This window comes from Streptomyces sp. NPDC031225 (assembly GCF_055570355.1).
Genome location: NZ_JBVIHJ010000024.1, coordinates 14,970 through 33,693 on the forward strand (window position 1 = coordinate 14,970; position 18,724 = coordinate 33,693).

17 protein-coding genes and 1 tRNA gene are annotated in these 18,724 nt (G+C 70.7%); 4 read left to right on the forward strand and 14 right to left on the reverse strand.

The window, feature by feature from the left end; translation table 11 throughout:
• Positions 1–27: 27 nt before the first annotated feature.
• From ACZ48Z_RS33490 to ACZ48Z_RS33525, 8 genes are all read right to left on the reverse strand, one after another.
• Positions 28–747, reverse strand: coding sequence for an LPXTG cell wall anchor domain-containing protein (locus ACZ48Z_RS33490; RefSeq protein ID WP_468739656.1), 720 nt, complete (start codon positions 745–747; stop codon positions 28–30).
• Between the two features lie 135 nt (positions 748–882).
• Positions 883–1,398, reverse strand: a complete 516-nt coding sequence (locus ACZ48Z_RS33495; protein ID WP_468739657.1) for a hypothetical protein — start codon at positions 1,396–1,398, stop codon at positions 883–885.
• A gap of 53 nt (positions 1,399–1,451) precedes the next feature.
• Positions 1,452–2,054 carry an aminoacyl-tRNA hydrolase gene (pth, locus tag ACZ48Z_RS33500; RefSeq protein WP_468739658.1) on the reverse strand — a complete coding sequence of 201 codons (603 nt, stop codon included), beginning with the start codon at positions 2,052–2,054 and terminating at the stop codon, positions 1,452–1,454.
• A 73-nt stretch (positions 2,055–2,127) separates the two neighbouring features.
• The gene (locus ACZ48Z_RS33505) at positions 2,128–2,718 is read right to left on the reverse strand and encodes a 50S ribosomal protein L25/general stress protein Ctc (protein ID WP_468739659.1); all 591 of its coding nucleotides are present in this window, start codon (positions 2,716–2,718) and stop codon (positions 2,128–2,130) included.
• A gap of 199 nt (positions 2,719–2,917) precedes the next feature.
• Entirely contained in the window at positions 2,918–3,898 is a 981-nt protein-coding gene (locus ACZ48Z_RS33510) for a ribose-phosphate diphosphokinase (protein ID WP_389110004.1), read from the reverse strand.
• 133 nt (positions 3,899–4,031) lie between these two features.
• Complete coding sequence (glmU, locus tag ACZ48Z_RS33515) at positions 4,032–5,480, reverse strand: bifunctional UDP-N-acetylglucosamine diphosphorylase/glucosamine-1-phosphate N-acetyltransferase GlmU (protein ID WP_468739660.1); 1,449 nt, start codon at positions 5,478–5,480, stop codon at positions 4,032–4,034.
• Positions 5,481–5,590: 110 nt separating this feature from the next.
• Positions 5,591–5,662: transfer RNA gene (locus tag ACZ48Z_RS33520), tRNA-Gln, on the reverse strand.
• A gap of 8 nt (positions 5,663–5,670) precedes the next feature.
• A complete protein-coding gene (locus ACZ48Z_RS33525) occupies positions 5,671–6,552 on the reverse strand; it encodes a hypothetical protein (RefSeq protein WP_468739661.1) in 882 nt (293 codons plus the stop codon).
• Between the two features lie 166 nt (positions 6,553–6,718).
• Here ACZ48Z_RS33525 and ACZ48Z_RS33530 point away from each other — a divergent pair, with 166 nt between their 5' ends.
• Positions 6,719–8,026, forward strand: coding sequence for a sensor histidine kinase (locus ACZ48Z_RS33530; RefSeq protein WP_468739662.1), 1,308 nt, complete (start codon positions 6,719–6,721; stop codon positions 8,024–8,026).
• Between the two features lie 11 nt (positions 8,027–8,037).
• On the opposite strand, the gene ACZ48Z_RS33535 is transcribed toward ACZ48Z_RS33530, so the two are convergent.
• Both ACZ48Z_RS33535 and ACZ48Z_RS33540 read right to left on the reverse strand, forming a co-directional pair.
• Positions 8,038–8,532 (reverse strand): SUKH-3 domain-containing protein, encoded by a 495-nt coding sequence (locus tag ACZ48Z_RS33535; RefSeq protein WP_468739663.1) that lies wholly within the window; start codon positions 8,530–8,532, stop codon positions 8,038–8,040.
• 91 nt (positions 8,533–8,623) lie between these two features.
• Positions 8,624–9,187: a YwqJ-related putative deaminase gene (locus ACZ48Z_RS33540; RefSeq protein ID WP_468739664.1), complete on the reverse strand. Its 564-nt coding sequence runs from the start codon at positions 9,185–9,187 to the stop codon at positions 8,624–8,626.
• A gap of 321 nt (positions 9,188–9,508) precedes the next feature.
• Between ACZ48Z_RS33540 and ACZ48Z_RS33545 the strand changes: the two genes are divergently transcribed.
• The 3 genes from ACZ48Z_RS33545 to ACZ48Z_RS33555 all read left to right on the forward strand — a co-directional run bounded on the left by ACZ48Z_RS33545 (position 9,509) and on the right by ACZ48Z_RS33555 (position 14,113).
• The gene (locus ACZ48Z_RS33545; protein WP_468739776.1) at positions 9,509–10,492 is read left to right on the forward strand and encodes an SMI1/KNR4 family protein; all 984 of its coding nucleotides are present in this window, start codon (positions 9,509–9,511) and stop codon (positions 10,490–10,492) included.
• Positions 10,493–10,500: 8 nt separating this feature from the next.
• A complete protein-coding gene (locus ACZ48Z_RS33550) occupies positions 10,501–13,014 on the forward strand; it encodes an SUKH-4 family immunity protein (protein WP_468739665.1) in 2,514 nt (837 codons plus the stop codon).
• A 208-nt stretch (positions 13,015–13,222) separates the two neighbouring features.
• Entirely contained in the window at positions 13,223–14,113 is an 891-nt protein-coding gene (locus ACZ48Z_RS33555; protein ID WP_468739666.1) for a cellulose-binding protein, read from the forward strand.
• A 182-nt stretch (positions 14,114–14,295) separates the two neighbouring features.
• Here ACZ48Z_RS33555 and ACZ48Z_RS33560 read toward each other — a convergent pair whose 3' ends face one another.
• The 4 genes from ACZ48Z_RS33560 to ACZ48Z_RS33575 form a co-directional block, all read right to left on the reverse strand.
• Positions 14,296–15,903 carry a sodium/solute symporter gene (locus tag ACZ48Z_RS33560; RefSeq protein WP_468739667.1) on the reverse strand — a complete coding sequence of 536 codons (1,608 nt, stop codon included), beginning with the start codon at positions 15,901–15,903 and terminating at the stop codon, positions 14,296–14,298.
• Positions 15,900–16,307: a DUF485 domain-containing protein gene (locus ACZ48Z_RS33565; protein ID WP_468739668.1), complete on the reverse strand. Its 408-nt coding sequence runs from the start codon at positions 16,305–16,307 to the stop codon at positions 15,900–15,902. The genes ACZ48Z_RS33560 and ACZ48Z_RS33565 overlap by 4 nt, the downstream gene beginning before the upstream one ends.
• Positions 16,308–16,601: 294 nt before the next feature.
• Complete coding sequence (locus tag ACZ48Z_RS33570) at positions 16,602–17,090, reverse strand: GNAT family N-acetyltransferase (protein WP_468739669.1); 489 nt, start codon at positions 17,088–17,090, stop codon at positions 16,602–16,604.
• A 92-nt stretch (positions 17,091–17,182) separates the two neighbouring features.
• Positions 17,183–18,685, reverse strand: a complete 1,503-nt coding sequence (locus ACZ48Z_RS33575; RefSeq protein ID WP_468739670.1) for an MFS transporter — start codon at positions 18,683–18,685, stop codon at positions 17,183–17,185.
• Positions 18,686–18,724: the final 39 nt, after the last annotated feature.

Here is an 18,724-nt window from a genome sequence, read left to right on the forward strand (position 1 = left end):
TCGGGGGCACCGCCTTTCGCAGCTGTGTCAGGCCCTGCGCCGCCTGACGACGAGGTAACCGCCCGCCGCCGTCAGCGCCGCGGCGGCACCGGCGAGCAGCCCGACCGGAGCGCTGTTACCGGTCTCGGCCAGGCCACCGGAGGAGCCCTGCGCGGAGGCAGAGGCGGAGGCGGAGGCGGCGGGAGCGGCGGACGCGGAGGCAGAGGCGCCGACGGAGGCCGAGGCGGACGCCGACGCCGAAGCCGATGCCGACGGGGTGGCCGAGGACTCGCCGCCCGGCTCCGGGGACGTGGACACGGACGCGGTGGGCGTCGCCGTACCGCTGCTGCTGCCGCCCTCCTCCTCGCAGTCCGTCCAGAACACCTTCTGCTTCGCGGCACCCTTCTCACCGTCGAAGTTCCAGAACAGCTTGTAGTGCCCGTCGGGCAGCGACAGGTCCTCCGTACGGCCGTGACCGTCGCCGTCCAGCGTGATCGCACCGGACTTCACGGTCTCGCCCTTGACGTCGGCCGTCGGGGCCCAGGCCTCGATGTGCCAGTCGACCTCCTGGACGGCGTCGAAACCGAAGGCGTCGAGATAGAAGGCGCAGACGTGCGGCTCGTTCCTGCGGAGTTCTTCGCCGGTACCGGCGTCGTGGATCTTCACGGTGCCGTTGTCGCCGGGAGCTGTGGCATGGGCGGCCGGAGCGACCAGGAAGGCCGCCGTGGCGACGGCGGACAGGACGCCGGCGCGGATGAGGGTTCGCATGGGGCAGTGATCCATCTTCGAGAGGAACGGGAAGATGTGGAGGGGGCGGCTCAGCTTCCGGCCCCGACTGACTCCTGGTCAATCACGAACAGGAAACGAACAGATCGTTCACAGAAGCGGCGCCCCGGAACCCGCTCAGATCACCACGAAAGCCGCCGTCAGCAACGCGACCCCCGACCCCGCCATCACCCACGCCACCCCGGTCCTGCGCAACCCGCCCGCCACCACCACCGACGCGAGCAGCAACGCCCCGCCCATCGGCACCCACGCATACAGCACCCCGGCGGGCCCGGACCGCACGACATCGGCACTGCCGGGCTTCACGATCACCGTGTAGGTCCGCCCCTTCCGCACCGCCACCGTCCTCTCGATGACGGCCCGGTCCCGAGCCTCGGACCCGTGCGACAACGGCGTGTACGGCCCGCTGCACACGTCCTCCGCACACCGCGCCACCTCGATCGTGCCGCGCTCACGCCCCTTGGTCAGCATCACGTACTGCGCGCTGCCCCAGGACGCCCACACCCCCGCGATCAGGATCAGCACCGCGACCGCGCCCATCGACGCGAGCCGCCCGAACCGCAACAGGACAGCCGAGGCCGGGCGGGAAGCTCTGCGGGAATGGGCGGCTGGGGCACGCATGGCCGGGATCATTGGCCATGGGCCCGCACGTGGTCAACTCCGGCCCCGCCCACCGGGCGGACAAGTCAGGAGTTGTACGTGCTTTGCGCCCGCTCCAGCCCCTCGGACACCAGAGCCTCCACCGCGTCCGCCGCCCGGTCCACGAAGAAGTCCAGCTCCTTGCGCTCAGCCGACGAGAAGTCCTTCAGCACGAAGTCCGCGACCTGCATACGCCCCGGAGGACGCCCGATCCCGAACCGCACCCGGTGGTACTCCGCACCGAACGCCTTCGTCATCGACTTCAGCCCGTTGTGGCCGTTGTCCCCGCCACCCAGCTTCAGCCGCAGCACGCCGTAGTCGATGTCCAGCTCGTCATGGATCGCCACGACGCCCGCGACCGGCACCTTGTAGAAGTCCCGGAGCGCGTTCACCGGCCCGCCGGACAGGTTCATGAACGACATCGGCTTCACCAGGACCACCCGCCGGCTCGCAGGACCCGGCGGACCGAACCGCCCCTCCACGACCTGCGCCTGTGCCTTCCCGGCCCGCTTGAACCGGCCCCCGACCCGCGCGGCCAGCAGATCGGCCACCATGAAACCCACGTTGTGCCGGTTGCCCGCGTACTCGGGCCCCGGATTACCCAGACCCACGATCAGCCACGGGGCACCTGCAGGGGTGGTCACGTCCATCTCTCCTCACGTGCAACAGCCGCCGCCCCCCGAAGGGAGCAGCGGCTGGAGCTTATACGGCGACTGCCGGGGCTCAGGCCTCGGCGGCCTCGTCGCCCTCGCCCTCGGCCGAGGCCTCCTCGGCCTGCGCGGCCAGGACCTGCAGGACGACGGTGTCCTCCTCGACGGCCAGCGTGGTGCCCTTCGGCAGGGTGATGTCCTTGGCGAGGATGGAGTCACCGGCGGTCAGGCCCGCGATGGAGACGGTGACCGACTCGGGGATGTGCGTGGCCTCGGCCTGGACCGGAAGCGCGTTCAGGACGTGCTCCAGCAGGTAGGCACCCGGGGCCAGCTCGCCCTCGGTGTGCACGTAGATCTCGACGTTGACCTGCTCGCCACGCTGCACCAGCTGAAGGTCGACGTGCTCCAGGAAGCCCTTGATCGGGTCACGCTGCACGGACTTCGGGATCGCCAGCTCGTTGGACTTGCCGTCGATGTCCAGGGCGATCAGGACGTTCGACGTACGCAGGGCGAGCTGCAGCTCGTGGCCCGGCAGGGTCAGGTGGATCGGGTCGGAACCGCGACCGTACAGAACACCGGGAACCTTGCTGTCACGGCGGATACGGCGGGCAGCACCCTTGCCGAACTCGGAACGGGTCTCGGCGGAGATCTTGACCTCGGACATGTGGATCACTCCTCGTAGATACAGCGACAGACGTGGTCACCCGGCCACGAACGGCCTGCTACGAAGAGCGCGTCGATAACGGACCGCCGTATCCCTTCTTGCGAAGCGGTACGGCCTCCCTCGCCGAGCAACTGGAGCAGTCTACTCGGAGAGGGAGGCCGTACCCAAAAGGATCTTCAGCAGAACCCTTACTGCGCTTCTACTGCTCGTCGAAGAGGCTCGTCACCGAACCGTCCTCGAACACCTCACGCACCGCACTCGCGATCGTCGGCGCGATCGACAGAACCGTGATCTTGTCCAGATCCCGGCCCAGCTCACCCGGCGTCGGCAGGGTGTTCGTGAACACGAACTCACTCACCCGCGAGTTCTTCAACCGGTCCGCGGCTGGACCGGAGAGCACACCGTGCGTGGCCGTGACGATGACGTCCTCGGCGCCGTGCGCGAACAGGGCGTCCGCCGCCGCACAGATCGTGCCACCCGTGTCGATCATGTCGTCCACCAGGACACACACACGACCCTTGACCTCACCCACGACCTCGTGGACGGTCACCTGGTTCGCTACGTCCTTGTCACGCCGCTTGTGCACGATCGCCAGCGGCGCACCCAGCCGGTCGCACCAGCGGTCCGCGACCCGCACCCGGCCCGCGTCCGGAGACACGACCGTCAGCTTGCTCCTGTCGAGCTTCCCCTTCACGTAGTCCGCCAGCAGCGGAAGCGCGAAGAGATGATCCACAGGACCGTCGAAGAAGCCCTGGATCTGGTCCGTGTGCAGATCCACGGTCAGGATCCGGTCCGCACCCGCCGTCTTCATCAGGTCAGCGATCAGCCGCGCCGAGATCGGCTCACGGCCACGGTGCTTCTTGTCCTGCCGCGCATAACCGTAGAACGGCACGATCACGGTGATCGAGCGGGCCGACGCCCGCTTCAGCGCGTCGATCATGATCAACTGCTCCATGATCCACTGATTGATCGGAGCCGTGTGGCTCTGGATCACAAAGCAGTCCGCACCGCGCGCCGACTCCTGATAGCGGACGTAGATCTCACCGTTCGCGAAGTCGAAGGCCTTCGTCGGGACAACCCCGACACCCAACTGCTGGGCGACCTCCTCGGCAAGCTCGGGGTGGGCGCGGCCGGAGAAGAACATCATCTTCTTCTCGCCGGTCGTCTTGAACCCGGTCACAGCACTGTCTCCTCAGAGGTGTCTCAGCCGACTCTCGACAGACCGCGCCGCTGGGCGCGACGGGCCATCTCAGCTGGTGGGGTGCGGGTGTGCACTTATCACGGTACGACGACTTCGGCGCACCTGTTTCCGGTCAGTCCTCACTCACGCCCTCCCGGGAAGCCGCCTCGGCCGCCTTCGCCGCCGCACTCCCCGGACGCTTCCGGGCCACCCAACCCTCGATATTCCGCTGCTGGCCACGGGCCACGGCCAACGAACCGGGCGGCACATCCTTCGTGATCACCGACCCCGCCGCGGTGTACGCACCATCCCCGACCGTGACAGGAGCCACAAACATATTGTCCGAACCGGTCCGGCAATGCGACCCGACCGTCGTGTGGTGCTTGTCCTGCCCGTCGTAATTCACGAACACGCTCGCGGCACCGATGTTCGTGAACTCACCGATCGTCGCATCCCCGACATACGACAGATGCGGGACCTTCGTCCCCTCCCCGATCGTCGCGTTCTTCGTCTCGACGTACGTCCCGATCTTCCCCTTCGCACCCAACCGGGTACCCGGACGCAGATACGCGAACGGCCCCACCGTCGCCGCCTCACCGATGTGAGAGCTCTCGGCGACCGTGTTGTCCACCCGCGCACCCGCCCCCACCTGCGTGTCCCTCAGCCGACTGTTGGGACCCACCTCCGCACCCGCACCGACATGCGTCGAACCGTGCAACTGCGTACCCGGATGCACGACCGCGTCCTGACCGAACGTGACCGTCACATCCACCCACGTCGTCGCCGGATCGATCACCGTGACACCCGAGAGCATCGCGCGGGTCAGCAGCCGGTCGTTGAGGATCCGCCGCGCCTCCGAAAGCTGCACACGGTTGTTGATCCCCGCGATCTCACGATGATCACCAGCGACGCAGGCACCCACCCGATGACCAGCCTCGCGAAGAATGCCGAGAACGTCCGTCAAGTACTCCTCGCCCTGCGAGTTGTCCGTCCGCACCTTGCCCAGCGCATCGGCCAGCAACTGCCCGTCGAACGCGAACACCCCGGAGTTGATCTCCCGGATCGCCCGCTGTTCGGCACTCGCATCCTTGTGCTCGACGATCCCCGTCACCGCACCGGAGACACCGTCCCGCACGATCCGCCCGTAACCCGTCGCATCCGGCACCTCGGCCGTCAACACGGTGACCGCGTTCCCGTCCGACGAGTGCGTCGCGGCAAGCGAGTTGAGCGTCTCACCCGTCAGCAGGGGGGTGTCCCCGCACACCACCACCACGGTCCCCCCGACGCGACCACCGAGCTCCTCCAACGCCATCCGCACGGCGTGCCCGGTGCCGTTCTGCTGCGCCTGCACGGCGGTTCGTACGTCGGCGTCCGTGCCGGCGAGGTGCGCGGTGACCTTCTCCCGGGCGTGCCCGACCACGACGACGAGATTCTCGGGGTCCAACTCACGGGCCGCGGCGAGTACATGGCCCACCAGGGGGCGGCCACAGATCTCGTGCAGGACCTTGGGTGTGGCCGACTTCATACGGGTGCCCTCACCCGCTGCGAGAACGACGACGGCTGCCGGGCGAATGGCGCTCACGGGATGCCCTTCGGCTGTGGAGGGGGTGGGTGACCTCCGCAGGATACCGGGGCGTTTCCTGGGGGACATGAGAGCGGGCCCTGACAGTGCTGTCAGGGCCCGGTCAGCAGCTCCGCCGGCTGGATTCGAACCAGCGTCTCAAGGCTCCAAAGGCCTGCGGGATGCCGCTACCCCACGGCGGATTGCTGCCTCAAACCTTACCGGAGGAGGGGAGGGCATGATCCCGCCTGGCGGAGTCCACCATTCCCTTCCACCACCCTTCGATCTGGCGGTAGAGCTCGGCTGCCTGGGACACCCGGATCACCAGGCAGCCTCGGTAGTTCTCGCCCACGTTCTTGCGGAGGGTCTTGGGGTTGTGCTTCTTGATCGTTGTCTTCTGGAAAGTCGAGACGTCGACGCCGACGAGGTCCGCCCAGTAGCAGTTTGCGTCCTCTACGTCGGCGGTGATGTGGATCATCACGCGGTAGGCCAGGCGCTCGGGCCCGACGCCCAGCAGGTTGAGCCAGGCCAAATAAAGCTGGATCACGTGGGGGTCGCTGTTGACGAAGATGACGGTCTCGCGGCGGTCGTAGGGCTTGTCCTTGGACCCCTCTGCCCAGTAGAGGGCTACCCCCGCCATGAAGAGATCCCGGTCGGACAGTTCGCCGATCTGCGCTGTCGCGGCCACCTTGGTCTTCCGCCGTTGCTCGTCCCGCACCGCCAACTCGTGCTCCCACCGCATTCGGCTGGCCAGCTTCGCCTGCTCCGCGGAGTCCCGTCGCTCTGGCTTGGGCAGATCCCGAACCCACAGTGAGATCGAGCTCTTCGAGCAACCCAGTTCCACCTGGATCTGGTCGTACGTCCAGCCCTGGAGTCGGAGCTCCCTCGCTCTGTCCCGCAGATCGTCCTTCGCGTTCGGGCGCTTGGTCCATTCCGGGGGCGGCTCGCCCTCCAGGAGGCGGTTGAGGATGTCGTTGTTGTCGACGTGCAGTCGGTCGCGGATCTGGCGTCGGCTGAGCCCCTCCTGTCGCAGGGCGACCGCCTGTCCCCGCAGTGCCTCGAAGTCCGCGTACTTGCCAGCTGGATGTGCCATACGCATACCGTCCGGCGGAATTCGATCTTCCGGCCTCGAACGGTGAGCGATTCAGCAGTTCGAGGGATACCGGGTCGTTTCGTGGTCGATCGGTCACTCGATGTGGTGTAGGCCAGTCGTCGAAAGTCACCGGAAATCCGGCGGGCGCCGAACGTAGGCTGGAGGCATGACCACGACGGGGGAAGACACCGCGACGGCTCAGACGGGGCCGTGGTGGTGGGCATGGTGGCGTAGTGCGGCGTTGGACGTGGCGCTGGCGGCGGCGTCCGCGGTGGAGTGTGCGTTCGAGGGGATCCGGTTCGCGCAGGACGCGGGGATCCCGACGGCGGCGGGGATCGTGTTCGGTGTGCTGGCCGGTTCTGTTCTGGTCGTGCGGCGGAAGTGGCCGATCGCTGTCGTGCTGGTCTCGATCGCGATCACGCCCGCCCAGATGGGCTACCTGATGGGCATCGTGGGCCTGTACACGCTCGCCGCGTCCGAGTTGCCGCGCCGGATCATCGGCTCGCTGGCGGGGATGTCGCTGGTCGGGATGCTGATCGTGATGTTCGTGCGGGTGCGGCAGGATCCGGGGCGGCCGAATCTGGATCTGGGGGACTGGTTCGTACCGTTCGTGTCGATCACGACCGCGATCGGGATGACGGCGCCGCCGTTGCTGCTCGGTTTGTACGTGGGGGCCCGGCGCCGGCTCATGGAGAGTCTGCGGGAGCGGGCCGACAGTCTTGAGCGGGAGCTTCAGCTGCTGGCCGAGCGGGCGGAGGAGCGGGCGGAGTGGGCGCGGAACGAGGAGCGGACCCGTATCGCGCGTGAGATGCATGACGTCGTCGCGCACCGGGTGAGTCTGATGGTGGTGCATGCGGCGGCGCTTCAGGCGGTGGCCCGGAAGGATCCGGAGAAGGCGGTGAAGAACGCCGCTCTTGTGGGGGACATGGGGCGGCAGGCGCTGACCGAGTTGCGGGAGATGCTCGGGGTGTTGCGCAGTGGGGACGGGTTCGGGCGCCGGGAGCGGGCGGCGGTGCCGTTGGTGGCGGTGGGGGTGGCGGCTGCCGCGGCGGCGTCGCGGGTGGTGGAGGAGGCCGAGGGGCCTTGTCTGGATGATCTGGATGTGTTGATCGGGCAGTCGGCCGCGGCGGGGATGGCGGTGGATCTGTCGGTGGAGGGTGATGTGCGGTCGTATGCCGCGCAGATCGAGCAGACGGCGTTCCGGGTGGTGCAGGAGGCGTTGACGAACGCGCACAAGCACGCTGCGGGGGCGAAGACGCATGTGCGGCTCGCGCACCGGGTGTCGGAGATCGCGATGCAGGTGGAGAACGAGCCGCCGCCGGATGTGCCGTCGCCGGCGTCGGCGCGGTTGCCGTCGGGGGGCAACGGTCTGGTGGGGATGAAGGAGCGGGTTTCCGCGCTGGGCGGGGTGTTCGTGTCGGGGCCGACGGATGCGGGGGGTTTCCGGGTGTCGGCGGTGATTCCGGCGGCGTAGGGCCTCGGGGTTCAGCCGGCGGTGAGGCGGGCGGGTTCGATGCCGGAGACGAGGCCGGTGAGGGCCTGGTCGATGTCGGGGCCGAGGTACCAGTCGCCGGTGTGGTCGAGGACGTAGACGCGGCCTTCGGTGTCGATGGCGATGAGGGCCTGGGTGTCGGTCTCGGCGCCGAGGGGGCAGACCTCGGTGTCGAGGGCGCGGCCGAGGTCGCCGAGGGTGCGGGCCATGTGGAGTCCGTGCAGGGGGTCGAGGTGGAGGTGGGCGGGGGCGACCTGGCGGCCGGGGCCGGTGGGGGTGAGGTGCAGTCCGCCGAACTCGGCCCAGGCTTCGACGGCGGCGGGGAACACGGCGTGCCGGTGTCCGGCGGGTGAGGTGTGTTCTCGCAGGGTGTCGGCCCAGATCTCGGCCTGTTTTATGTCCCAGCGTCCGGGTTGCCAGCCTGCTGCGCGCAGGGTGGCGTCCACGGGGGCGGGGAAGCGGGTGCTGTTGGTGCGGTCGGGGTGCATCTGCCCTTCGCGTTCGTCGAGGTCATGGGTGGGCGCGGTGGTGCTCGGGGCGCCGTCGTGCGGGTGGTGCCGGTGTGTGGGGGTGGGGGTGTCAGCCGCCGGTGGCCGTCGGGTCGACGATGTGTACGCCGAAGTGGGCGCTGAGGGCGGTGCAGGCGCGGCAGGGTGGGGCGAAGCTGCCGTGGAGGGGGTCGCCGTCCTCGCGGATGCGGCGGGCGGTGAGTTTGGCCTGCTTGAGGGCGCGGCGGGCCTCGCCGTTGGTCATCGGTCTGCGGGCGGCGCGCTTGCTGCGGTCGGCGTCGGCGGCGGTGATGTGCCGGGATATGAGCATGGCTTCGGCGCAGCGGCCGGTGAAGCGGTCGCGTCGGTCGCTGCCGAGGGTGTCGAGGAAGTCCTGGACGAGGGGGTGCAGGGGTGGGGTGAGGTCGCCGCGGGCGGCGGTGGAGGTGAGGGTGGCGCCGCGGACCGAGAGGGCGGCTGCGACGGTGGGCAGTATGCCGTCCCGGCGGTGCCGCAGGGCGGGTGCGTGGGGTCTTTCCGCGCTGCTCCAGCCGATGCGGGGGTCGCCGCCCGGGCCGGTGTGCGGGGTGGCGTCGGTGCCGCTCGGTGTCCCGTTGTGCGGTCCTTGGCGCGGTCCCGTCTGCGTCGTGTTCACGTTGGTCGTCCCCTCCCGTGCATCCCCCGGAGGTCACAGACTGCCAAACGGCGTGGCTGGTGCGGAAGCTGGGGCGGTGCGACACGCCCGGGTTTGGGCTGGCTGTCACGGCAGGGTGACGGCTGGTCACGGAAGCGGAGGGGGGCTGGCCGGTGCCCGGTGACCGGTGTCGTCGTACCGCATAGGCTGTCGGCACCGCGATCCACGTGGTTGCCGCGGTGCGCGCGGTTGACGCGTGGGGACGGACGAGACAGTCGATACGGTGTGCGGCAGCCGAGGGGTGCTGCGGGCCGTACCAGAGTGCCGCAGGGGGCTTCAGCCATGACGACAGGTCGGCTCGGGCAGCAGGCCGCGCCGCCGAACGCGGCCTATGCCGGGCAGGTCGTGCATTTCCCGGATCCGGTCCGGGCCGCGCGTCATCCCAGAGGGGTGCGGGTGGATGAGCATGGCTACCCCGATTTCTCGCCGTACGCGCGTGCCGCCGCGGAGATCGCGGAGCCGCCGGAGGGGTTCGGGGTCGACGAGCTGCGGTTGACGGACTACGTGTCGGCGAACGCGGCGTTGTCGGCGACCGGTCATGCCCTGTGGGACACGGTGCCTGCGGTGGCGACGCCGCACGGCTGGACGTGGCATCACGTGGTGGGGTCGCGGCGGCTGGAGTTGGTTCCGGTCGAGGTGAAGGCGTTGTTGCGGCATCACGGCGGGATCTCGACGACGCGTGTCGATCAGACGAAGCGGGGGACGCGGCCGCTCCAGGAGACGCGGCCGGCGCATTTCGGGTTGCCGAAGTCGTCGGTGGCGGTGACGGAGTCGCAGGTGCTGGGGGTCGAGGAGGATCTCGGGTACCGGCTGCCGGGTGCGTACCGGTCGTTCCTGAAGGCGGCGGGTGGGTCGGCGCCGGTGGGGGCGGCTCTGGACGCGGAGTTGGGGCTGCTGGTGGATCAGCCGTTCTTCACGGTGCGGGACGAGGCGGCGGTCAACGATCTCGTGTACGCCAACAAGTGTCTGCGTGACCATCTGACCAAGGACTACCTGTGTGTCGGGTTCGTCCAGGGTGGTCTGCTGGCGGTGAAGGTGAAGGGCGAGGGGATCGGTTCGGTGTGGTTCTGCGCGTACGACGATGTGCGCGATGTCGATCCTTCGCTGGCGCCGGCCGAGCGGGTGCGGCGGTTGTTGCTGCCGTGCGGTGCGGACTTCGACGTGTTCCTGTCCCGACTGGCCGGTAATCCGCCGGAGTTGGAGACGGTGGCGAACCTGATGGTGGACGGCGGGTTCGCGCGGTCCGTTCCGGTTGCTGGGGAGTGAACTGACCGATGGTGACGTTCGCGCAGGCGCAGGAGCGCGCGGAGGAGTGGATCAACGGGGATGTGCCCGCGTATCAGCATCGTGAGGTGCGGGTGCGGGAGTTCGGCCTGGGGTTCGTGGTGTGGGGCGAGGACCGTGCGGAGGGGCCGCGGTCGGACGGGGGTGCGCAGCGGCTGGTGATCGCCCGGGACAGCGGGGAGGCCACGTTGTGGCCCTCGTTGCCGGTGGGTGAGGTGGTCCGCCGCTACGAGGAGGAGTACGGGCGTGAGGACGGGCCCGAGGACGCGGGGCCGGGGGGTGCGGCGGCTGCCCGTGTCGACCTGAACCAGACGTCGTTTCTGCTGTCGCCGCCGGAGTGGTTGCAGGACGCGGCGGACAAGCTGGGGATCGGCGGTGCGGGGCCGGAGGGCTCTGCCGGTGCCGGCGGTGAGGCGGCCGCGGGTGGCGGGGTGCCGGCCGCGAGGCCGTGGACGGGGACCGACACCAACGGGGGTGAGGACCTCTCCGTGGCGTTGCCGGAGACGGTGTTCTCGGCGCCGCTGAACGAGACGAGCGGTGTGGGGGAGGGTGTGGGCGCTTCGACGGGTTCGGAGGTCTCCGACTCCGGTACCGCACAGGTCTCGGGGGACCGGAGCGACGGGGCTGGGAGCAACGGGGCCGGGGTGCCCGGTGCTGTGTCGGCGCCTGCGGCCGGTGGGTCGTCGTACGGGTTTCCGCAGGGGCCGGGTGTGTCGGGTGGGCCTTCTTCGGGTGGGCCGGGGGTCGGGGCTGCGGCGGGTGGGTCGTCGTACGGGTATCCGCAGGGTGGCGGGGTGTCGGGTGCGGCTTCTTCGGATGGGCCGGGGGCTGGTGCCGTGCCGCCTTCTCCGGCTGCGCCGGGGGCGTCGTCGTACGGGTATCCGCACAGGGTCGGTGGTGGGCCGGGAGTTCCCGGGGGGCACGGCGTTCCGGGGCCGCCGCCCGCGCCGAGCGCCGGGGACATCGCCGATGTCGCGACCAGCAGGCTGGCGCCTCCATCGCGGGGCGGGCAGGCCGGGGGCTCGACCCCGCCGCCCCCGCCCGAGGCCCCGGGGGCGCCCGGGGCGTGGCTGGGGAGCGGCCCGACTCCGCCGCCCGGCGGGGGTGGTTACGTGCCCACGCAGTTCGTGTCGGCGCCGGGAGCCGAGGGGACCGCGAGTCCCGGGGCACCGCGCAATCCGCCGGCTCCGGGGGCCGCGGCTCCCACTCCGCCGCCGCCCGGCGCGCCGCGTCCGCCCGGTCCGCCGGGGTTTCCGGGTGCGCAGGGCGGGTCCGGTGGGCCGCAGTCGTCCGGCGTGGCGGGTGCGCCGCAGGGTGCCGTGCACCACGCGGAGACCATGCTGTCCGCGCCCTCGGTGGGCGGGGCCGGTGTGCCTGCGCCGCCGCAGGCTCCCGGCGCCGCACAGTCGATGCCGCCCGGTGCGATGCCGCCCCCGCCTCCCGGTGCCGTAGCGGCTCCGGGGCCGGTGCCGCCGCCCGGGCAGACGGTGCCCGGGCCGCCCCCGGCCTACGGGTATCCGCCGCAGTCGCAGCCCACCGTCGGTCCCGGCTACCAGGCCGTCCTTCGCTACCGTGCGCAGGACGGGTCGGAGCAGCAGCTGATCCGGCGGTCGGCGCCGGGCACCCCGCACCCGGAGTGGCAGATCTTCCACGAGCTGCGGGGCATGAACGTGCCGCCTGACCAGGTGCTGGAGCTGCACACCGAGTTGGAGTCGTGCGAGCTGCCGGGCGCTTACTGCGCGCGGATGATCCGGGAGCAGTGGCCGCAGGCGCGGCTCGCGAGTATCGCGCCGTACGGGACGGATCACGCGAGCCGGCAGCAGGGCATGCGTCAACTGCTGGTGCATCAGGGCGAGTTGCATCAGGTGGCGGACGGTCCGGCCCGGCCTGCACCGGTGCGGGCGCCGTTGCCGCCGGTGCAGGCGGCGCCGCCGATTCCGCCGGAGGGTGTGGCGCAGGAGCTGGCGGGGGCGTTCGGGCCGGGGATCTTCCGGTTCGAGCAGGCGGCGGTGTCCCGGCAGGGCGTGCCGCCGGTCGTGGCGCACTCGCTGGTGGTGGCGGGGCTGCCGTTGGACATGGGGCCGTTCTTCTGGGCGCAGGCCCAGCCGGGGCGGCCGGTGCCGACGCTGGCGGAGCTGGCGGCCGAGCGCGGGGTGCGGCCGGCGTCGGACGCGGGCTCGTACCTCGTGATGGGCAGCGACTTCGGCAAGGCGGTCTGCGTGCAGTACGGGACGGCGAACATCGTCGCCGTACCCGTGGAGGCGGGGCCGGGGGGTGCGCCCGTACCGCCGCAGTTCGTGAACACGGGGCTGCCCGAGTTCCAGCGCTGCCTGGCGTTGCTGGGCCGGATGTGGCGGCTTCGGTTCGGCCTGAACCAGGAGCAGGCGGGCCGTTGGACCGTCGACTTCCAGGCCCAGCTGGCCTCGCTCGACCCGGCGGCGCTGGGTTCGCCGGAGAGCTGGTGGTCGGTGCTGCTCGAACAGATGTGGGACGGGCTGCTGTGATGCCCCGCCGCTGATCCATACGCGTGTGGAGGGCCGGGCCCGGTCGTCGCGACCGGGCCCGGCCCTTTCGCGTGGTGCCCGTGACCCGTACGCGGAGTGCCGTACGCGGAGTGTCGCGTTATGAACATTTCCGTCCGATACATCAAGATGTGCGCGAAATCATCATTTCGCGTCCGTTCGTGTTGTTTCGGCGGAGAGGGATTCCAGGATGAGCAGCGCATCGGTGTCGCCCCGGGGGTTCGTGGCCGTACGGGGGCGTGGTTACCGCCCCGAACAGGTCGACGCATACGCCGCCGCCCTGTCCCGGGACCGGGACGCGGCCTGGGAACGGGCCGCCCGGCTCACGGTGCTCGCCAGGGAGATGGAGGCGGAGGCGGTCCGGCTGCGGGAGGTCGTGGCGGCGCTGGCCCCGCAGTCGTACGAGTCGCTCGGCGAGCGGGCGCGGCGGCTGTTCGAGCTGGGGCAGGAGGAGGCCGCGGCCGTCCGTGAGGGAGCCCGGCAGGAGGCGCGGCGCCTTGCGGACGAGGCGCGGGCGCACGCGGACGGCGTACGGGACGCCGCACAGGCGCACGCCGACACCGTGCGCGCCGAGGCCGACGAACGCGCCCGCCGGCGGCTGCTCGCCGCACGCGCCGAGGCCGACGAGATCCGAGTCGCCGCCCGGCGTGAGGTGAAGGAAGGGCGCGGAGAGGCCCTCGAAGGGTTGCGCGAGGTGCGGCAGCGCACCATCGGGATGCTCGCCGAACAGACCGAGAAGCACGCGGAGCGCTGGGCCGAGGTGGAGCGGGCCGAGGAGGAGCGGGCGGCCGAGATGGACGCGCGCGGCGCCGAACGGGTGACGCGGGCTCAGGCGGCGCTGGCCGAGGCCGAGCAGGACTTCGAGGAGGCGGAGGCGTCGGTGGAGCGGCGCGAGGAAGAGGCACACGCGCGTGCCGATGAGATCCTCGCTGAGGCACGGGCGCGGGCGGAGCGGATCGCGAGGGAGACGGAGCGGGTGCTGCGCGAGCACGGGGAACGCTGGGACGACGTACAGGCACAGATGGACCACGTACGCAGCAGCCTGACGGCACTGACGGGGCGGGCGGCACCGCTGGAGTAACACGGTGCCGCCGGGGAGCCGGGGCGGCCGACTCCACCCGGGGGTGCTGGGGAGCCGGGGCGGCCGAACCCACCCAGGGGCGCTGGGAAGCCGGGTGACTGAACCCACCCAGGGGCGCGGGGAACTGCGCGACCAGCCCCCACCGGCCCGCGCCCGACACCGGCCCCCGCCCCCCTCTTATGTCACCCCCGCCTCACCGCCCCCGCGAGAATCCACCCCTCCACCGCCTCGTACTGCCTGCGCTGCTCCTCCGCCTTCCGCCGCCCGGAGACCACGGTCCCCAGCCACCCGAAGGCGAACCCCGCCGGGATCGAGATCAGCCCCGTCGTAGTGAACGGCAACCAGTTGAAGTCGGCTTCGGGGAACGCGGACACCGGTGACCCGGAGACGAGGTTGGTGCCCGGCATCAGCAGCAACACCGTGAGCGTGCCGCCGATCAGCGTGCAGAGCAGTCCCGTCCGTGTGTAGCGCCGCCAGAAGAGGCTGTAGACGAGGGCGGGGGCGAGCGCCGAGGCGCCGACGCAGAAGGACAGGATCACCAGCGGCTGCAGGCTCCGGTGCTGGATCAGCGTCGCGAGGAAGATCGTGGGGACGCCGACCGCCAGCGCGGACACCCGGGCCAGCAGGATCTCGCGGCGCGGTGTCATCGACGGGGCCCGCGCCGCGAACACGTCGTGGGCGAGGGAGTTCGCGCAGGCGAGAATCATGCCGGCGACGGAGGCGAGGAGGGTGAGGAAGAGGGCCGTGGTGACCGTGGTGAACAGGAGGGTCTCCCCGGTCGACACCTGTGGCCCGAACGCCGCCCGCGACCCCAGCAGATACGCCGTGTTGCCCTGCGGATCCGCCTGCGCGATCGCCGCGCGCCCGACCAGCGCCGTCGCCCCGACCCCGACGACCGTGATGACCAGGACGAACACGGCCACCGCCGACACCGCCCAGGACATCGAACGCCGCACCTGGCGGGCGCTGGACGCGGTGTACATGCGCATGGTGACGTGCGGCAGACAGGCACCGCCGATGACGACGGCGAGCTGCGAGGTGATCATGTCGAGGCGCGGATACGGTCCGCCCGCGAACTCCAGTCCCGACGTCAGGAAGTCCTGCCCCACCCCGCTCTGCCGGGCCGCCGTGTCGAACAGTGCTCCCGGGTTCCAGGAGAACCGGTGCATGACCAGTACGGCGACCACGGCGCCCGACCCGAGCAGCATGACCATCTTCAGGATCTGGATGAGCGCGGTGCCCTTCATGCCGCCGATGGCCGCGTAGCTGATCATCAGCAGGCCGAGGCCGATGATGAAGCCCGTCTTCAGCGAGTCGCCGGAGAACCCCAGGATGAACGCCAGCAGTTGGCCGGCCCCCGCGAGCTGCACCAGCATCAGCGGCAGCAGCGCGGCGAGGGTGACCAGGCACGCGGCGATCCGCACGGCACGCCCGGGCATCCGGCGCGCGAGTGCGTCCCCCATGGTGAACCGGCCCGCGTTGCGCAGGGGTTCGGCCAGCAGGAACATCAGCAGCATCAGCGACAGGGCGGTGCTGAGGGCCAGGACGACGCCGTCGTAGCCGCAGAGCGCGATGACCCCGCCGGTGCCGAGGACGGTCGCGGCGGAGATGTAGTCGCCCGCGATGGCGAGGCCGTTGCGCACGGGGGAGAGGGAGTTGTAGCCGGTGTAGAACTCGTCGAGGTCGTCGCCGTCCGGGCCGGTCATCACGCACAGCAGGAGGGTGAGGGTGGCGACGGCGGAGAACGCCACCAGGCTCATCGCCTGCGCGGAGTCGCTGAAGCCGGTCATCGCGTTCCCGCCTCTCGCCTCGCGTCGATCTCGGACTGCTTGCGGATGCGGTCCGCGAGCGGGTCGACGTAGCGGCGCGCGGTGTGCTCGTACACGGCGATCGCCAGCCAGGTGACGGGCAGTTGGAGCAGGGCGAGGAGCAGTCCTGTGGGCAGTCCGTCGGTGCCGCCGCTTGCCATGAAGGACGGTGCGTAGGCGGACAGCACCAGGAAGAGCGTGAAGTAGCCGAGCGCGGTGAGGGTGGCGGTGCGCCGTTGCCAGCGGTAGGCGCTGCGCAGGATCCGCAGGTCGCTGTGGTGGCCGAGCGGGGAGCGGTCCCGCGAGCGGTGCGGGGCGGGTCGGGGCGGCGGTTCGGGTGGCTGCCAGGGGTAGGTGGGATACGGCTGTGACGGGTTGTGGGACATCCCGTGTTCCTTGCGTGGCTCGGGCCCGGCGCGGCGGACCGCAGGGAGTTGGGGGGTGGGTGGGGGAGCGGAGCCCCGCACGTTACCCGCCGGTTCGGAGTTGTCCACCCCTTTCACCAAACTGATCGGTCGGTATGCGCTTACTTCGCTGACCTGCGGTGTTACCCCCGTTAACTCAGACTTTTGGTCCCGTCGGAGCGTGTGCGGGCGCCTACTTCGGGTGCATGGACGGTCGGGGGCATGGGCATGGGCATGGGCTGGGCGTGGGTGGCCGGACGGACGCTTCCCGCCGTGTCAGTGACCGAGGTGCACGCGCGCGTAGTGGACGGCGGGGCGGTCGTTGAGGGTGAGCGTGCCGGTGACGGTGAAGCCGTTGCGTTCGAGGACGGTTCGGGACGCCACGTTGTCGAGCGTCGTGCGCGCGGTCATCCCGGTGAGGCCGTACGCCGTCGCGGACAGGCGGCACAGCTCCCGTACCGCGGCCGTCGCCACACCGCGCCCCGAGGCCGACTCGGCCACCCGGTAACCGAGTTCGGCGGTGCCGCCTTCCGCGTCCATCAGGTTCATCCGGCCGATCAGCTCGCCGTCCTCGTCCAGCACGACGTGGAAGTGGCAGACACCGGCGTCCTGTTCGGCGAGAAGCGCATCGAGGCGTACGGCGAACTCGGTGAAGTACGCGTCGCCGCGGTCCGGGATGGAGCGGGCGAAGTAGGCGCGGTTCGTCAGCTCGAAGGCCAGCAGGGCATCGACGTGATCGGCCCGCAGGCGCTCCAGTTCGACCATGCGGACCAGAGTAGGTGTGTCCCGGTTCCCGAACACCCGGATAAACCCCCGCCCCCGGCATGGTCTGCCGCGGCAGGTTCCCGCCCTGCGGCTCACTGTTCCTTGAGCACAGGGAAGCGCCGCGGCGCCATTACCAGCAGCACCACGAACGCCAGTGCCGCCGCGCCCGCAGCCCCCAGGTACACCGCGTGCACCGCGTCCGCGATGGCCGCGCGGGTCGCCTCAGGGGCCGTACCGGCGTCCAACGCGCGCGTGACGGAGTCGAGGTCGCCGGCGCCGCCCAGGCGGGAGGCGAGGACGCCGTTGGCCACCGCGCCGAAGACGGCCGCGCCGACCGTCTGGCCGGTCTGGCGGCAGAAGAGGACGGACGCGGTCGTGGTGCCGCGTTCCGCCCAGCCCACCGTCGACTGGACCCCGACGATCAACGGGAGCTGGAACAGGCCGAGCGCGGCGCCCAGGAGCAGCATCAGCAGGGTCGGCTGCCACGCTTCGCCCGGGTAGGGCAGGAAGGGGAAGGCGAACAGGATCAGGGCAGCCGTGCCGATGCCCAGCATCGCCGTGTTGCGGAAGCCGATGCGCCGGTACACGTGCTGGCTCAGCGCCGCCGACACCGGCCAGCTCAACGTCCATACGGACAGCACGAATCCGGCGGCGACCGGGGTGAGGCCGAGCACCGACTGGGCGTACGTCGGCAGGAAGACCGTGGGGGCGACCATGAGGAGGCCCAGGGCGCCGAGTGCGAGGTTCACCGCGGCGATCGTGCGGCGGCGCCACACCCAGCCGGGGATGATCGGCTCGGCAGCCCGGCGCTCCACCAGGACCACGACGGCCACCAGGGCGAGTCCCGCACCGAACAACGCCAGTGACGGCCCGGAGAACCAGGCCCACGCCACCCCGCCCTGCACGAGCGCCGTCAGCAGCACGCCCCCGCACGCGAACACCGCCAGCGCCCCCGCCCAGTCGACACGCGCGCGCGTGGTCGTCGCCTCGGCGCGCTGCGGCTCATGGAGGTAGCGGACGATCAGCCACAACGCCACCGCCCCGACCGGCAGATTGACCAGGAAGATCCACCGCCAGTCCGCGTACGCCGCCAGCACCCCGCCGACCTCCGGCCCCGCGACCGCCGCCACCGCCCACACCGTGGACAGCTTGGCCTGGATCTTCGGGCGCTCCTTGAGGGGGTACAGGTCGGCGGCGAGTGTCTGGACCGTGCCCTGCAGTGCCCCGCCGCCCAGGCCCTGCACGATCCGGAAGGCGATCAGCGCGCCCATGTTCCACGCCGACGCGCACAGGAGCGAGCCCAGCAGGAACAGTGCCGCCCCGGCGACCAGGACGGGCTTGCGCCCGAAGGTGTCGGACAGCTTGCCGTACAACGGCAGGGTCACCGTCACGGCCAGCAGATAGCCGGAGAACAGCCAGGAGAAGACCGAGAAGCCGCCCAGGTCGCCGACGATCTGCGGGACCGCCGTGGAGACGATGGTGGCGTCGAGGGCCGCCAGCGCCATCGCGAGCATCAGGGCGGCCACGACGGCTCCGCGCCGGTTCGTCGACAGGCGTTCCACGGACTCGCCTGTCGCCGGCTTCGTGTCGTCCACGCCGATTCCTTCCCCCTGCACCTATCTGCCGCACGACAG

What these genes read in the sequence shown, in the direction of transcription:
- ACZ48Z_RS33490 (WP_468739656.1), bottom strand. Translation starts at nt 747, where the DNA reads ATGCGAACCCTCATCCGCGCCGGCGTCCTGTCCGCCGTCGCCACGGCG.
- ACZ48Z_RS33495 (WP_468739657.1), bottom strand. Translation starts at nt 1,398, where the DNA reads ATGATCCCGGCCATGCGTGCCCCAGCCGCCCATTCCCGCAGAGCTTCC.
- pth (WP_468739658.1), bottom strand. Translation starts at nt 2,054, where the DNA reads ATGGACGTGACCACCCCTGCAGGTGCCCCGTGGCTGATCGTGGGTCTG.
- ACZ48Z_RS33505 (WP_468739659.1), bottom strand. Translation starts at nt 2,718, where the DNA reads ATGTCCGAGGTCAAGATCTCCGCCGAGACCCGTTCCGAGTTCGGCAAG.
- ACZ48Z_RS33525 (WP_468739661.1), bottom strand. Translation starts at nt 6,552, where the DNA reads ATGGCACATCCAGCTGGCAAGTACGCGGACTTCGAGGCACTGCGGGGA.
- ACZ48Z_RS33530 (WP_468739662.1), top strand. Translation starts at nt 6,719, where the DNA reads ATGACCACGACGGGGGAAGACACCGCGACGGCTCAGACGGGGCCGTGG.
- ACZ48Z_RS33535 (WP_468739663.1), bottom strand. Translation starts at nt 8,532, where the DNA reads ATGCACCCCGACCGCACCAACAGCACCCGCTTCCCCGCCCCCGTGGAC.
- ACZ48Z_RS33545 (WP_468739776.1), top strand. Translation starts at nt 9,509, where the DNA reads ATGACGACAGGTCGGCTCGGGCAGCAGGCCGCGCCGCCGAACGCGGCC.
- ACZ48Z_RS33550 (WP_468739665.1), top strand. Translation starts at nt 10,501, where the DNA reads ATGGTGACGTTCGCGCAGGCGCAGGAGCGCGCGGAGGAGTGGATCAAC.
- ACZ48Z_RS33555 (WP_468739666.1), top strand. Translation starts at nt 13,223, where the DNA reads ATGAGCAGCGCATCGGTGTCGCCCCGGGGGTTCGTGGCCGTACGGGGG.
- ACZ48Z_RS33560 (WP_468739667.1), bottom strand. Translation starts at nt 15,903, where the DNA reads ATGACCGGCTTCAGCGACTCCGCGCAGGCGATGAGCCTGGTGGCGTTC.
- ACZ48Z_RS33565 (WP_468739668.1), bottom strand. Translation starts at nt 16,307, where the DNA reads ATGTCCCACAACCCGTCACAGCCGTATCCCACCTACCCCTGGCAGCCA.
- ACZ48Z_RS33570 (WP_468739669.1), bottom strand. Translation starts at nt 17,090, where the DNA reads ATGGTCGAACTGGAGCGCCTGCGGGCCGATCACGTCGATGCCCTGCTG.